Annotated in this window: 14 protein-coding genes, 1 pseudogene and 1 riboswitch; of the genes and pseudogenes, 3 read left to right on the top strand and 12 right to left on the bottom strand. The window is 38.0% G+C overall.

Annotation, left to right across the window (positions count from 1 at the left end):
- Positions 1–12: 12 nt before the first annotated feature.
- The 7 genes and pseudogenes from AC625_RS02825 to AC625_RS02795 all read right to left on the bottom strand — a co-directional run bounded on the left by AC625_RS02825 (position 13) and on the right by AC625_RS02795 (position 7638).
- Positions 13–1482: a tagaturonate reductase gene (locus tag AC625_RS02825; RefSeq protein ID WP_082190921.1), complete on the bottom strand. Its 1470-nt coding sequence runs from the start codon at positions 1480–1482 to the stop codon at positions 13–15.
- A gap of 208 nt (positions 1483–1690) precedes the next feature.
- Complete coding sequence (gene uxaC, locus AC625_RS02820; RefSeq protein WP_049679903.1) at positions 1691–3103, bottom strand: glucuronate isomerase; 1413 nt, start codon at positions 3101–3103, stop codon at positions 1691–1693.
- A 387-nt stretch (positions 3104–3490) separates the two neighbouring features.
- On the bottom strand, positions 3491–4285 hold the full coding sequence (locus AC625_RS02815; protein WP_049679902.1) for a CPBP family intramembrane glutamic endopeptidase: 795 nt from the start codon (positions 4283–4285) through the stop codon (positions 3491–3493).
- 474 nt (positions 4286–4759) lie between these two features.
- On the bottom strand, positions 4760–5230 hold the full coding sequence (gene ribH / locus AC625_RS02810) for a 6,7-dimethyl-8-ribityllumazine synthase (RefSeq protein ID WP_049679901.1): 471 nt from the start codon (positions 5228–5230) through the stop codon (positions 4760–4762).
- Positions 5231–5303: 73 nt separating this feature from the next.
- A pseudogene (ribB, locus tag AC625_RS02805) lies at positions 5304–5894 on the bottom strand (3,4-dihydroxy-2-butanone-4-phosphate synthase); the annotation flags it as partial.
- A 17-nt stretch (positions 5895–5911) separates the two neighbouring features.
- Complete coding sequence (gene ribE / locus AC625_RS02800; protein ID WP_049679900.1) at positions 5912–6550, bottom strand: riboflavin synthase; 639 nt, start codon at positions 6548–6550, stop codon at positions 5912–5914.
- A 172-nt stretch (positions 6551–6722) separates the two neighbouring features.
- Positions 6723–6854: riboswitch (FMN riboswitch) on the bottom strand.
- A gap of 151 nt (positions 6855–7005) precedes the next feature.
- Positions 7006–7638, bottom strand: coding sequence for a DUF6944 family repetitive protein (locus AC625_RS02795; protein WP_049679899.1), 633 nt, complete (start codon positions 7636–7638; stop codon positions 7006–7008).
- A gap of 153 nt (positions 7639–7791) precedes the next feature.
- On the opposite strand from AC625_RS02795, the gene AC625_RS02790 reads away from it, so the two are divergent.
- Positions 7792–7977 carry a hypothetical protein gene (locus AC625_RS02790; protein WP_049679898.1) on the top strand — a complete coding sequence of 62 codons (186 nt, stop codon included), beginning with the start codon at positions 7792–7794 and terminating at the stop codon, positions 7975–7977.
- Here the strand turns inward: AC625_RS02790 and AC625_RS27505 are convergent.
- Positions 7974–8204: a DUF3889 domain-containing protein gene (locus tag AC625_RS27505; protein ID WP_245644916.1), complete on the bottom strand. Its 231-nt coding sequence runs from the start codon at positions 8202–8204 to the stop codon at positions 7974–7976. The two genes, AC625_RS02790 and AC625_RS27505, sit on opposite strands and share 4 nt — an antisense overlap.
- A gap of 518 nt (positions 8205–8722) precedes the next feature.
- On the opposite strand from AC625_RS27505, the gene AC625_RS02785 reads away from it, so the two are divergent.
- Complete coding sequence (locus tag AC625_RS02785) at positions 8723–9391, top strand: MBL fold metallo-hydrolase (RefSeq protein ID WP_049679897.1); 669 nt, start codon at positions 8723–8725, stop codon at positions 9389–9391.
- A gap of 203 nt (positions 9392–9594) precedes the next feature.
- On the opposite strand, the gene AC625_RS02780 is transcribed toward AC625_RS02785, so the two are convergent.
- The 3 genes from AC625_RS02780 to AC625_RS02770 form a co-directional block, all read right to left on the bottom strand.
- Positions 9595–10101 (bottom strand): flavin reductase family protein, encoded by a 507-nt coding sequence (locus AC625_RS02780; RefSeq protein WP_049679896.1) that lies wholly within the window; start codon positions 10099–10101, stop codon positions 9595–9597.
- A 310-nt stretch (positions 10102–10411) separates the two neighbouring features.
- On the bottom strand, positions 10412–11602 hold the full coding sequence (gene megL / locus AC625_RS02775) for a methionine gamma-lyase (protein WP_049683558.1): 1191 nt from the start codon (positions 11600–11602) through the stop codon (positions 10412–10414).
- Between the two features lie 190 nt (positions 11603–11792).
- A complete protein-coding gene (locus AC625_RS02770; RefSeq protein ID WP_049679895.1) occupies positions 11793–12398 on the bottom strand; it encodes an NADPH-dependent FMN reductase in 606 nt (201 codons plus the stop codon).
- Between the two features lie 474 nt (positions 12399–12872).
- Here AC625_RS02770 and AC625_RS02765 point away from each other — a divergent pair, with 474 nt between their 5' ends.
- The gene (locus AC625_RS02765) at positions 12873–13277 is read left to right on the top strand and encodes a hypothetical protein (protein ID WP_049679894.1); all 405 of its coding nucleotides are present in this window, start codon (positions 12873–12875) and stop codon (positions 13275–13277) included.
- Between the two features lie 177 nt (positions 13278–13454).
- Here the strand turns inward: AC625_RS02765 and AC625_RS02760 are convergent, their stop codons facing one another.
- Positions 13455–14594 carry a DEAD/DEAH box helicase gene (locus tag AC625_RS02760; protein ID WP_049679893.1) on the bottom strand — a complete coding sequence of 380 codons (1140 nt, stop codon included), beginning with the start codon at positions 14592–14594 and terminating at the stop codon, positions 13455–13457.
- Between the last annotated feature and the right edge of the window lie 4 nt (positions 14595–14598).

Below are 14598 nucleotides of genomic sequence, written 5' to 3'. Positions count from 1 at the left end.
CTAAGGACCTCCTTATTTTATAGAACGTTCTTTTAACAGCGTTTCAAGTGCCTGTTTCATCCCTTTTTGATTCAATTGCTGTAAATATTCCGCCACCATACCCGTTAAACCAGCGATGTGATTTAAATTCATTCCCCATAATTTTTCATGACCAAGAACCTCTTTTGCAAATTGCTCGATTGTCTTGGTTCCTTCCGTAACATGTCCCCATAACTCTTTAAACAGCTGCAAAACGTCCGTATCATCCGCCAGTGGAATCACTTCCTCATTTCTCTTCCCTTGATAAAAATATAACAGGGAACTTAAAGCAAAGATCATCTTCCGTGGCAGTTCCTGCTTGGTCTCCACATAATCAAGCAATGCTGGTAAATTCCTCGTTTTGAATTTCGAAATGGAGTTCATACTGATGCTTATTAAATAATGTTTAATAAAAGGATTTCTAAAACGATTCAAGACATCGTTTGCAAAGATCCTCAATTCTCCTTGAGGAAAATCAAGAGTTGGCAAGATTTCATCAAAGATGAGTTCTTGAACAAACTCGCCTACCACCTCGTCGCAAGCGGCTTCTGCCACCGTATCTAAACCTGATAAATGAGCAACTGGCATCATCGCTGTATGAGCACCGTTGAGGATTCTCACTTTTTGGATCCGATAAGGATTTAGGTCTTCAACGAAAAATGTATTCAAGTTTACCTTGTCAATTGGAAATTCCTTTTCAATCCACTTTGGTCCTTCAATGACCCATTGATGATATTGCTCCCCTACTACCAATAACTCATCTTCATATCCAAGTTCCTCGGTGATTTCTTGAACAGAGTCTTTCGGAAATCCTGGAACGATTCGATCTACTAAACTATTACAGAATGTGTTAGCTTCACAAATCCAGTTGACAAACGCATCTCCTAGGTTCCATAGACTAGCAAATTGCAAAATGATTTCTTTAAGCTTTGTTCCATTTCCCTCAATTAATTCAGTAGGAATCATAATGCAGCCTTTTTGATAATCGCCATTGAAAGCCTTGAAACGGCGATAGAGAAAGGCAGCTAGCTTACCAGGGAAACTCTTCTGTGGTCGATCATCCAGCTTATCGGATTCTTCAAAATAAATACCCGCTTCAGTCGTATTTGAAATAACGAAACGTAAATCTTTACTTTCTGCTAGTTCTATATATTGATTGTAATGGTCAGCCAAATGAATGCCCCGGCTGATAGAGTTGATCACCATATGTTCACTAACTGCTTTGCCATCTTTCAAGCCTTGCAAATAAAGGGTGAACAGACCATCCTGATTATTTAATCTGGCAATCTTGTCAGAACCTCTTGGTTGAACAACGACTACACTACCATTAAAATCAGTTTCCTTATTCAAAATATCAATTTGCCAGTCAACAAATGCCCTTAAAAAGTTTCCTTCTCCAAATTGAAGAATTTTTTCTGGATATAAAATAAAATCATCGCTCATTTTCCTGTTCAATTTCTCCAAAGTAAACGCTCCCCCTTTATACTCAACTTTTCTTTCTTCGGCTGCTGATTCTGTGACTGGCTATCCATCTTCGTTACAACCGTCCTCATAATTCCCCTCCTAACATTGGAATGATCGTTCAAAAATTGCTGTACTTTATACGAATATTTTTTAAAAAGGGGTTCTCTATTCTAGTCTTGGCGACTGACGAATAGAGAACTCCTGTCTTTTATTCCTCGATGTTGAACCCAAAATATTCTTTGGAATTATAATAAGAAATTCCTTGGACGATACTTCCTAATAACTCCACATCATTTGGAACTTCTCCATCTTCAACCCATTCTCCGATTAAGTTACATACAAGCCTTCTAAAATATTCATGCCTTGTATATGACAAAAAGCTTCTTGAATCCGTAAGCATGCCAATAAATTTGCCGAACAGTCCTACATTGGCTAATGCCTTCATCTGGTCGATCATTCCGTCTTTATTATCGTTAAACCACCATGCCGTTCCGAATTGAATCTTCCCTGGAGTTTTTCCATCCTGGAAGCTATTAATGATTGTGGCAATCACATGGTTGTCGTTTGGATTTAGTGAATATAAAATCGTTTTTGGAAGCGAATCGTTTTTTTCCAGTTCATCCAACAGTTTCACTAACGGTTTTGCAATACCATCATCATTCATTGAATCGTACCCCGTATCTGGACCAAGACGATTGAACATTCTTGAATTCGTATTTCTTAGGGCATTAATATGGAACTGCATGGTCCAATTTAGCTCAGAGTATAGTCCTCCCAAAAACGTTAATGTAAACGCTTTATATTTCTGTTCTTCTTCCTGCGTAACTTCCTCTCCTGAAAGTGCTTTCAAAAAAATCTTAGCTGCTTCTTCCTTCGTTGCTTCCTTAAAAACAATGATGTCTAAAGCATGGTCGGACACCTTACACCCAACAGAATCAAAAAAGTGAACGCGTGTTTTAAGTGCCTTTAAGAAGTCCTCATAGTTATTAATTGGTTGCCCAGCTACAGTAGCCAATTTATCAACCCAATTCAGATACCCGTCCCGCTTGATCTCCAATCCCTTATCAGGTCGAAAACTGGGTAAAACGCTTACATTAAATGTGTCATCATCTTTCAAATATCGGTGATACTCAAGTGAATCTACGGGATCATCTGTTGTACAAATAACTTTTACATTGGATTTAGCAATTAAATCTCTTGCACCAAATCCTTCTCCACTCAAAAGACCGTTTACCTTTTCCCATATAACCGGTGCATTTTTTTCATTTAATAAATCATGTACATCAAAAAAGCGTTGTAATTCTAGATGGGTCCAATTATACAATGGATTGCCAATTGTCATCGGAACTGTCTTGGCCCAAGCTAAGAATTTATCGTAATCCTCTGCTTCGCCAGTTATGAAGTCTTCTGAAATTCCATTCGCCCTCATGACACGCCATTTATAATGGTCGCCATATAACCAAGCTTCCGTAATATTCTTGAACGTTTTGTTTTCGTAAATTTCTTGAGGACTTAAATGACAATGATAGTCAATGATTGGCATATTTTTTGCGTACTTCTCATACAACGTAATGGCTGTTTCATTCGTAAGCAAAAAATCTGCGCCCATAAATTCCTTCATCATTCCACCACTTTCTTGTTTTTTTACTTTCGTAGAACTTTAATTTAAAAATGTTATCGTTAACATTTTTATAAATGGTTATAATCTTTTTAATTTGGATTAAAGCTCTTCCTGGATTGTTCACGTTAACATTTATAAATATTATTATATACTGCATCTTTATATAATTCCAATATTTTTATTTCTTTGATAATACTATCCTATAATTCACATTTTATATTTCAAAAATAGATCTTTGTTCTATTTCTCAGGTGATGAATGTAGATTTTTCATTGCGTAGGTCCTCGAACATTAAAGTAAAATGGACTTTGAATTCGGATTTTATCAAGTTAAATAAGGGACCCAATAAGTCTATCTAGACCTATTGGGTCCCTTTCATGCTTCATTTTATGTAGTAGATGGCTTGAATTTCTTCACCGCTATTAAATAAAAAGCAAGGAAAATAATGACATCCATTATGAACGAAATGACCGGTTCATTGTTCACTACGGTAATAAGTGAAGGTATTCCTCCTCCCACAGATTGCGGATCACCGATAAACCAGAATAAGAACATATTATTGGCAGCATGCGCACCAATTGACAGCTCGGAGCTACCCATCTTCACAGCAAGGAATGTCAACATAAAGCCGATAAAGACATAATCAAGCCCAACCCAAATGGCTGAACGCTCCATTTCAGGATTAGAGAAATGCAACGATCCGAAAATCAATGCCATGATACCCCCTAATAAGACAGGTTTGGTCATAATCTTTCCGATCCATTGCAACAGAAATCCCCTGAAGATTAACTCTTCAACTGTCGTTTGAATAGGTGTTAACAATAAAACAACGAAAAACAGGAATAAAAATTTCTGTAAATCAAATTCATTCCACACGAAATGTTCAGGAAAGACTAAGAAATAAACAAACTCAACTATCCCCATAAGGCCAAAATAAAGGATGAAACTACCGAAGATTTGCTTCCACTTGATTCGTTTATTTGCAGTAATCAGTGTCTTCAGTTTCCGTTTATGTACAATTCGAAGTGAAAACCAAATTCCTAGTAGCCAAACGACATACACGAGATTCATGAATAGTAAGTTAAGCGTTGGCTCGACACCAACAAATCCGCCCGTTTCACTATCAAAAGCAACCCCACCTCCATTTAGAAAGCCTGAAATCATACTCAAAATGCCATACAATGCTCCCCCTGCAATAATGGCAAAAAAAATGATCACTGAAGATAGTATGTATCTTTTCCAACCGTTTTTACCTGGTATATCAAATAGATAATGTTTAATATAGATCCCTCCAACCGGATTATTTCAGACAATACATTTTCATACACTTAATGTACCACTTTATCTCAAGATGAAAGATTATTATTTTGTAAACATTGGTTGATCCATCCAAAAAGGCCCAATCGAATTATAATAAGGTTAACGATTGGCTATTTATCAAAATATGCGTCGAATTTAGGATTTATGCGTCGACTCCCCGATTCATGCGTCAAACTTGTTTAAGGCATGAAATTTTCCCGAAAACATAAAAAAAAGGAACACAAGGGCTCCTTTTTCCAACTAGAAAAAACGTTATCGTCTGTTTCCAAAATACATTTCAAGTCATCATTTTGGTCTATGCACACAGAACGATTCATCCTTCAAATTGTGTATTCGTTATTTGCCGATCAAAGTAGATAGGTTCGCCATTTCAATTGCAGAAACAGCTGAATCATAGCCTTTGTTTCCTGCTTTTGTACCTGCGCGTTCAATGGCTTGCTCGATATTTTCTGTAGTAAGTAAGCCGAAAATCACAGGCGTTCCAGATTCAAGTCCAACAGCGGCCATGCCTTTCGCTGCTTCATTACATACATAATCATAATGTGATGTTGCTCCTCGAATAACCGTACCTAATCCAATCACAGCGTCATATTGTTTCGTTTGAACTAATTTTTTGGCAATCATCGGAATTTCAAATGCACCTGGTACCCAAGCGATGTCAATATCATCCTCGCTAACCCCATGACGTTTAAGACCATCCAATGCACCAGAAAGTAATTTTCCTGTGATAAATTCATTGAACCTACCGACAACTATACCTACTTTTAACCCTGTTCCGATGACTTGTGCTTCAAAATTTTTACCCATTATAATTCCCCCTAAAAATTTAATTTAATTAAGCGTGCTCTGGTGTTCCTTTATGTTTTGACTCAATTTGGTTACGATAGCGAACTAATTCGGCAATCGTAATAAATGAAAGCTGATGTTCTTTGGCAATGATTTGGAGCTCTGGAACGCGTGCCATTGAACCGTCTTCATTCATAATTTCACATATAACAGAAGCAGGTTCAGCTCCGCATAACCGTGCAAGATCAACAGAGGCTTCTGTGTGTCCTATTCGTTCGAGCACTCCGCCTTGCTTTGCAATTATCGGAAAAACATGTCCAGGGCGTTTAAAGTCCTTCGCGGTAGAACGATTATCCAAAAGAGCAAGCATCGTTTTCGAACGTTCAAACGCACTGATTCCCGTAGTAGTACTTTCGTGATCAATGCTTACTGTAAATGCTGTTCCGTGGTAATCTGTATTGTTCTCAACCATTGGATGAAGGTCTAATTTCTCAGCGAGCTCATTTGTAATCGACGTACAAATTAAACCTCGACCATGTTTCGCCATAAAGTTAATGGCTTCAGGAGTTGCCTTTTCTGCCAATACGACAAAATCGCCTTCATTCTCTCGATCTTCATCATCTACAACAATGATAATTTTGCCAGCTTTCAAATCCTCTACTGCTTCTTCAATTGTTTGAAACATCCTATACACCGCCTTTATCAGAATCCATTTTCAGCAAGAAAGCTTGCTGTTAATCCAGTAGTTTGTCCATTATTTTTTATTTGCTGTACAATATATTTTCCAATCAAATCATTTTCAATATTCACGGCTTCTCCAACATTCTTTTGTCCAAGAATCGTGTCTTTATGTGTTAACGGAATAAGTGAAATGGTTATCTCATTCTTCTCAATCTGAAATATAGTTAAGCTCGTCCCGTCAATGGCAATAGAGCCCTTAGGGATGCAATATTGAGCTAATCCTTCTGCTAGTTTAATCGTGTAGTAGACTGCATTTTCTTTATGTTCTTTTTTCATGATCGTACCTGTTCCATCAATATGGCCTGAGACAAAATGACCGCCGAATCTTCCCTGAGCACTCATCGCCCGCTCTAGATTGACCTTTGCTCCCGGCTTTAGCAGCCTGATGGTTGACGCCTTTACGGTTTCTGGCATCACATCCACTGTAAACACACGATTCGTAAATTCAGTGACCGTTAGACAAACGCCATTCACGGAAATGCTATCGCCTAATTGAACATCTTCTACAATTTTAGGAGATTCAATCGTTAGCGCCATACTCTGTACGCCTCTTTTTAACGATTGGACCGTTCCTACATCTTCGATAATTCCAGTAAACATGTTTTCACCCTCTTTCTCATTTTGATGTTTCGACAAAGAAATGCACAAATAGCCCCATAGGTACGACCTAAGGAGCTAAAGGGAGATTATGGATTTATTATATAGCCAAATAAGCCTTTTACTTTGAAATTTTCAAAATAAAGGATTCACTAGTGCCATTTAACGAGTTCCATATGTCCTTCTCCCATCCAGACTATACTGTCGGCCTTGGAATTTCACCAAATCCTGCCTTTTTACAGGCTCGCGGGCTTAGAATTTCTTCATCACCGCCGGTTGGGATTTACACCCGACCCCGAAGGACAAACATATTTAGCGGAATAATACCGCCTTTTTCACAAGTGTAATTCTACACTTGTATTATATTATACAAGCTACTCGTAGATTTGTAAAAAAATCTGCTCTTTTTTTGATTTGCGCGATTTTTCACACTATATATAAATCCCTATTTCTTGAAATCATACAGATATCCTAGGATATTGATAACGATTATCTTCCGTTTCAGGTAGACTTTCTTCCCTCAGACTGGTCAATGCATACAGCTCAATCAGCGCACCAACCACCTCCAAATAACTGCCGATCACGGCCAAAGCATCCCCTTTTTTCTTTTTATCCTGTAAGATAAATAAATTCGCTATAGAATCAATCGAGGAGCCGAGAGCAATCACCCAGTTTCCCGTACTCTCCAACGGCCGATCCACTGGGGCACCAACAGCTTCTAAGGAGGCACCTACTGATTGCACGCCACTGCCAAGAGCATTCACTCTAAGCCCTTCCTCCTCTTCTGTCCCCTCAAGAATCACCTCATTTGCTACAGTATTGGTGAAGTTGCCCCCAGCCTGAAACCAGCAGCCCACGATACTCAAAATCTCTTCTTCCCTGCCTTCGATTTCATACACTTTCATTCTGCCGATTGCTTGTAGTACATTTCCAAATCCCTCGACCGCATTTCCTCTAGCTACGAGCTCTAATCCATTATCGGTACCTGTGATAATCACATTTGTTGCTCCAATAGCAGAAATGATTGTCCCAGCTACTAAAAATCCCGCTCCTGTAATAATCAGATCCTCGCCTTGTTTAACGATCTCCATAGTCAATATCCACCATTCATTTCAATTGATAGGTTAGTGTATTCAACACTTTCATGATATTGCACTGAATTAGCAATTTATAGCTTGAACAGATGGTGGTGTCTGATTCCTTTTGGTATCTTAGAAAGTAAGGGAACAAAGAGAGGGATTTATATGACCATTGTTAACAAACTAGCTTCCAAAATGAACAGAAATGATGAAACACCAAACATTGAATTAGCTCATGAATTGATAGCTGATCATACAAGCAAATGTTTAGCTAATCACTTTAAATTGTTTAATTCTGTAATGAAGAAGACTTTACATTTTAAAGTCAAGTCTTTAGTAATCGATTATTAATTAGGGGTCTCCTTATAGCTAATTTTAATGACCCTTTCAGTTTCATTGTTGTATTCACTATTGATAAATACACCGAATTCTCTTCTATTATCTCTTAGCCGTAATTTGAATTTTTCAATTGAGGACTGGGGTCCACTGATTCTCCCAATATGGAGATAATCAATAATTCGGGCATTCGGATACTTTTCTTGTGTTTTTTTGGTTGCAAAACACTCCCCACTTAGCATATGAAGGAATCGATTTCTGTTGGGCAGATACTATATTTAATAATTTCAGTGGAATTACACTGTTAGAGCAAAGAAGCAAAGTTACCAATAAACTAATCAGTAATTTTCTCACGTAGTTACTCTCTTTATTTTTTGTTATTATCATTACATTTCAAGCATTAGATTATGTAGCAATAGTGTGTTAAGTTTTATTCTTTTTTTCTCTGTAACTAGTAGTTAATATCAAGTCTTAGAAATTCGTTTTTTATTAGGATTAGCAGGAGCAGGTTTAATGCTTTCCGTTAAGATTCCTATTAAGAAAATTACAGAAACCTCCTTTACTGGCATCATTTTTGGATTTACTATGTCCGTATGGTATATAGGTGGACAAGTCACCGGTTAGTTTGGAATCAAATATGGATTTTTTTATTACTAATGCATTGTTGCGCTTACATGCAGGATGGGAATATTTTTAATTGTATAAAAATGAATAATACAATCTGCTTAAATTTATTGTAGATTAAGGGAGGTAAAACTTTATGAAGATCAAGCAAATTTCGAATCATATTTGGAGTCTGAAAACATGGATGATTATCCCTTTTCATGTATGGATTGTTGTAGATAAAGAAGGTGTGACATTAGTCGATACGGGTGTACCTTGGATGGCAAAAAGTATTTTGCAATTAATTGATAAGCTTCAAGTCGGACCTTTACAACGAATTTTGCTTACGCATGGCCATTCTGATCACATTGGCTCACTTAAGAAGATCCTTCTAGCCAAACCTGTCCCTGTTTTCGTTCATAGCAAAGAGATTCCTTTTGTTGAAGGGGATAAACCATATCCCCAAAAAAGAAAAGCGGTCGCCCAAGTCACCAATGGCTTTCTAAGACCCTTACCTGAAGATACATCCGGAGAACTTTCTCCATTTGGTGAGTTAACGCCATACTACACGCCTGGTCATTCACCAGGTCATGTCGTCTATTATCATAAACAAGACGATGTATTGCTTGCCGGAGACTTGTTCAACTCCAAAAATGGCAAGATCCTTAAGGCCCGGTTTACACCAGACCCTAAGGAAGCTTTGCATAGCAGTGAAATTATTAAACAGATTAATCCTACACGGATGGAAGTTTGTCATGGAGATTCCGTATTCAAACCTGCAGATCAATGGAGCGAATTAGTTAAACAATATCACTTATCGGAATGATAAGGAGTTTTGTTGGACAATACTTTTCTTTATTGAACTGAAGGAGGCAATTCTTCATTAAGAGGGATCGTTTTTCTTATGCTGCCAAAGGGGAAGCATTCCGGTACTGAGTGAACTGGGTATTAACATTGATATAAGGATTATCTTTTATCATTTTAAGCGAGAAGGCTCCCACTTCCAGCGTTAGCTAAGTGGTGGGTAGTTCAATCAGTAACTATCGGATAGAACTCTGCCGGAATAGCACCGAAGTGCCTCCGGTGATACAACATAGGATTTTTCTTTTCAATCTGTATATCTGTTACTTCCCCAATTAATATCGTATGATCTCCTGCTTCAACTGTTTTAAACGTCTTGCATTCCAAAACAGCGAATGCGCCTTGAATGATTGGTAATTGATTCGCAGAAAATTCCCACTCACATTGACTAAAACGATCCACATTTTTACTAGCAAAGGTTTTGCATAACTCCTGTTGCTCACCAGCTAAGATATGTATCGCAAACTTTCCACCTTCAGTGAAAGCTTTAATGGAAGAAACCTCATGATCTATAGACCATAATACTAGGGTAGGGTCGAGTGAAACAGATGCGAATGAATTTACAGTTAATCCAACTGGCTCATTGTTGGTAGTAGTCGCCGTCACAATGGTTACACCCGTTGGATAGTTACCCATCGCTTCTTTAAATAACGCTTGTTTCTCTTCTTTTGACATCATTCATTTCTCCTTTATCCATTAATCTATGGCGAGTAAATCCATGAGTAAGCATACTTAAGTCTTTTAATTATATGATTTGCCTCTCTATCCATAGGAGCTTCCTTGTATAAATCCCAACTTGATCATTACCCAGCTTAGATTTTTCCAATAACCATTATCTTTAATAGTATATTAAATTGGGATATTTTTGTATTAAGATGTCTGCTTTTTTATAAATAAATTACATACTAATAAGTCAAGATTGCCTTTACTCACCAACTCGTTTACAGAAGCAACCTCTTAATCAATGATTAAGAGGTTGCTTCCATTAAGCTCGTATCCTATTCAAGGCTTCATTCAAATCTTCCCATAAGTCTTCCCAATTCTCTAGCCCTACGGAAAGGCGAATTAGCTGATCTGTAATGCCCATACTCAAACGAGAATCAACAGGTACACTTGAATGAGTCATTGTGGCTGGATGTTGAATGAGCGTTTCCGCATCACCTAGGCTGACCGCAATTTTAATTAATTGTAATGAATTCAACATTTTTTGTGCGGCCTGCTTGTCACCTTTAATTTCAAATGAAATAAGACCCCCGCCAGCTTTCATTTGCTTTTGGGTAATATTGTACTCAGGATGCTCTGTATCTCCAGGATAATAGACCTCTGCAACGCTTGGATGTTGCTTCAGTTTTTTGAAAAGCTTTTCGGCATTGTAAGAGTGCCGGTCCATTCTGACAGGTAAGGTCTTCAAACCGCGTAGCAAAAGCCATGCATCAAAAGGTGATATGATACCACCGATATCCTTTTGCGTTGTCCTCGCCATTTTGCTGATAAATTCTTGTGTTCCCACAACAAGTCCTGCCACAACATCTCCATGGCCGCAAATATACTTGGTTGCACTATGAAGCACAATATCACAGCCTAAAGCGAGTGGCGTCTGCAAATAAGGCGATGAAAAGGTATTATCGACAACGACTTGAATATGATGCTTTTTCGCTACCTTAGCGACCATCTCCAAATCAATCATTTTCATCGTTGGATTGATCGGCGTTTCAACATAAATACACGTTGTTTCGGGACGAATCAATGTCTCTATTTGTCCCTCGGTCAGCATTTCTGAAAAGTCATGTGTAATATGATATTTTTCTTTCATTAAATGTAATAACCCGAATGTGCAGCCATACAAGCCTTGCGAACAGATAATATGATCATTAGCTTTCGTTAACGCAAGTAAAACAGCTGAAACAGCTGCCATCCCTGAACCGAATGCAAGACCTGCTTCTCCTCCTTCTAACATGGCAATGCGTTCCTCAAGAACCCTCACAGTTGGATTTCCAAGCCGGGAATATATATACCCCTCTTCTTCTCCTGCAAACCGTCTCTCACCTTGTTCAGCATTTTCAAAAACGAATGTCGATGTTTGAAAAATAGGAGCAGTCAGACTTCCCATATGCTGCTTTGAATCGTACCCTTCATGAATCACCTTTGTCTCAATATGCTTGTATTTCTCTTTCATCATTCTCCTCCTCCTCCCCCTACTTCTATAATATGTTATGACCACCAACATTGTAAACGTTATCAAATGATTATGACGCCTGATATGAACAAACTATTAACAATTCATCTAGTCTTGATTCAGAAAATGAGTTTACACAGCGCACAAAAAAGGAGGGAATTTGTCGTCCCCTCCTTCTTGGTTGCACTTCTTATTTACGCAAAGGTTTTAATGCGCCACTCCAAGCGATAACTTGATCCAACATTGCATTTACATTATCAAGATGTAATTCAGCTGGTTTGAAAACACTTCCGTTTTCAAAATCTGTAAATAAAGATAGTGTCGGATGCACACGAACATCAGCAATCATTAATTCGCCCATGATTCCACGCAAATGTTCAGCTGCACGAGCTCCACCAGTTGAACCATAACTTACGATACCTGCAGCTTTATTATTCCAAGCTTCACGAGCAAAATCAAGGGCATTTTTTAATGCTCCTGTAATACTGTGATTGTATTCTTGAACAATGAATACGAATCCATCTAAGTTAGCAAGTTTTTCATTCCAAGCTGCAATGCCTGGTTCTGTTCCATCAGTTGTTCCTAAAAACGGCAATTGAAAATCAGCAATATCAATGATTTCATATTCTGCATCTCCACGTTTATCAGCAATCCCTTTTACCCATTCTCCTACTTGTGGACTTACGCGTCCTTCACGTGTACTACCTAAAACAATCCCTATTTTCAACATTTCATTTCCTCCTCTTTCATTTGTATTATTATTTGTTTTTCCAAATAATTTATCGAAAAACCCCAATTCTTTCACCACCTGAATTTATTAGTACCTATTAGAATAAAACAATCATGTTTTGGCAGTTTTTTTTATTTTCCCCTTAATACGATTTCTTATTCTACTACCTACAAAACATTTCCTAATTTCTTCTAATTAAAATATCCATTTACAATATCTCAATTAGAAATATCTCTAATTAAAAGTATATATTCTCACTTACTTTTTGTCAACAAGTAACGTAATTATATTTCATACGTCTCGATTGTATATAAAAAAAGGATTTGAATATGAATTCATTTTCCCCATTCATCCTTGACTTGTGCACATCATTTTGGTAGATAAGCCTGATAAAACATATACTCAAAAAGAGCCTGGTGCGTGCATGTCTCATTGAACTCTAAAAAAATAGCTATTTTTGGGTATTAGCCCTGTTCCTTTACGAACTTCCACATAGAGTATAGGGTATTAACCCAGACTTCAAAAGGAGAGTGGCGTGAGATGAATCCATATGGTTACTATCCAGAATATATTCCACAACAACAGTTTGACTATGCTCCAGAACAATATGATTATGTTCCACAACAAGATGCCTATTATTCACAGTATCCGATCAATGCTGAATTTCAACAATACGAACAAGAGGATATTGATAGACAGAATCCACTGGAGAGAAGAGTTAGACAACTTGAAAGACAAAATGAACAGCAAGTTCAAGAACTAAACAGACTAAGTCAGGAGATTACTCGTTTGAACAGAGAAATAACGCGGGTTAACCAAGAAGTCGTTCGACTAAATCAAAATGATCAACGGCATACACGCCGCCTGAACAGATTAAACCAGCGACTTCGTGCAGTAGAAAATAGACTGAACATTCCGTTTGCAGCTTCTGAAGATGGGTTTTAAAAGGAAAGTAATTTTCTTGAGTTAATAAGAAGCAGCGAGAGTTCCTCATAATTCCGCTGCTTCTTATCCATGTTTTCGAAGTTAAAAATCATCTGAACGGTTTTATTAACACCCATTCATAGAACTAAATTTGAAACGAAAAAAGAGATAGCTGTAATCATAGCTATCTCTCCTTCCTTATCGTTGTGCGTCTACAATTTCTCCACCGTAAAATGTTTTCTTACTTAATGTGATATCAAGCTCACGGGCCAGCTTCTTCAACTCGCGCTCTTCGCGTTCTGTAACAATTGAAATGACTGTACCATCTGCTCCAGCTCGTCCTGTACGACCAGAACGGTGCACGTATTGGTCCACGTTTTCTGCCATGTCTGCATGTACAACGGTAGTAAGACCTTTAATATCTAAACCTCTTGCAGCAACATCTGTCGCTAATAATAAAGGCATTTTTCCAGAGCGTAAATGTCTTAGCGCTTTTTCACGATCCATTTTATTTGACTCGCCATGAAGCACACCAAGCTTAATACCTTTATAATCGAGTTTCTCTTTTAACACGGTAATTTCGGCGATATCATTTAAGAAAGCAAGTCCCTTTATTCCTTCTATACGAGTAATTTTTTCAAGTATTTTAGCTTTTTCGCGTCGTTCGACAACGAAATAGATATGATCCACCTTAGACTCCATTTTCTCGCTCTTATCGACGCGGACAACTTCAGGTTCGTTCGTTAAATCTCGGGCTAGTTTCTCAGTCTGTTCCGGAAGAGTAGCAGAAAACATCAGTACTTGGCGATCTTTCAGCGTTGTCTTGATTATGTTTTGGATTGTCCCCATATGCTCAGGCACTATCAATTGATCGCCTTCATCTAGTACAATCGTTTTCACTTCATGCATTTTCATTTTCTTTTGCATGATTAACTCATATACACGTCCCGGTGTTCCGACGATGATTTGCGGGTGCTTTTTTAACTTTTCGAGCTGGCGTTTTACATTTGCACCGCCGATGAACGAAGCTCCTGTAATTCCGCTACCTTCTGCCCAAATTCGAACTTCTTCGGCAATTTGCATCACAAGCTCTCGTGACGATGCCATAATGAGAACCTGTGCTGACTTATGCTCGGGATCTATTTTTTCAAGCACAGGTAGTAGATAAGCAAGGGTCTTCCCTGTACCAGTTGGTGATTCAGCAAGGATATCTTTTCCTGCTGTTATAACTGGAATAGCTTTACTTTGAATGGGAGTCGATCGGGAAAATCCAGATTTCTCCCAAGCTGTTTGGATGAATGGTTTCATTGTATTAATAAATGCAGGTGTATCAGTCATAGTA

The sequence above is a fragment of the Peribacillus loiseleuriae genome (assembly GCF_001183985.1).
In the GTDB taxonomy this organism is placed as follows: Bacteria; Bacillota; Bacilli; order Bacillales; family DSM-1321; genus Peribacillus; species Peribacillus loiseleuriae.
The sequence above is the reverse complement of the archived record's forward strand: the minus strand, read 5'-3'. Positions and strand labels throughout refer to the sequence as shown.

Excerpts from the sequence above, each read along its gene's own strand:
- uxaC (WP_049679903.1), bottom strand. The coding sequence starts at position 3,103 with ATGAAGGAATTTATGGGCGCAGATTTTTTGCTTACGAATGAAACAGCC.
- ribH (WP_049679901.1), bottom strand. The coding sequence starts at position 5,230 with ATGGGTAAAAATTTTGAAGCACAAGTCATCGGAACAGGGTTAAAAGTA.
- ribE (WP_049679900.1), bottom strand. The coding sequence starts at position 6,550 with ATGTTTACTGGAATTATCGAAGATGTAGGAACGGTCCAATCGTTAAAA.
- AC625_RS02795 (WP_049679899.1), bottom strand. The coding sequence starts at position 7,638 with ATGGAGATCGTTAAACAAGGCGAGGATCTGATTATTACAGGAGCGGGA.
- AC625_RS02790 (WP_049679898.1), top strand. The coding sequence starts at position 7,792 with ATGACCATTGTTAACAAACTAGCTTCCAAAATGAACAGAAATGATGAA.
- AC625_RS27505 (WP_245644916.1), bottom strand. The coding sequence starts at position 8,204 with ATGCTAAGTGGGGAGTGTTTTGCAACCAAAAAAACACAAGAAAAGTAT.
- AC625_RS02785 (WP_049679897.1), top strand. The coding sequence starts at position 8,723 with ATGAAGATCAAGCAAATTTCGAATCATATTTGGAGTCTGAAAACATGG.
- AC625_RS02780 (WP_049679896.1), bottom strand. The coding sequence starts at position 10,101 with ATGTCAAAAGAAGAGAAACAAGCGTTATTTAAAGAAGCGATGGGTAAC.
- megL (WP_049683558.1), bottom strand. The coding sequence starts at position 11,602 with ATGAAAGAGAAATACAAGCATATTGAGACAAAGGTGATTCATGAAGGG.
- AC625_RS02765 (WP_049679894.1), top strand. The coding sequence starts at position 12,873 with ATGAATCCATATGGTTACTATCCAGAATATATTCCACAACAACAGTTT.
- AC625_RS02760 (WP_049679893.1), bottom strand. The coding sequence starts at position 14,594 with ATGACTGATACACCTGCATTTATTAATACAATGAAACCATTCATCCAA.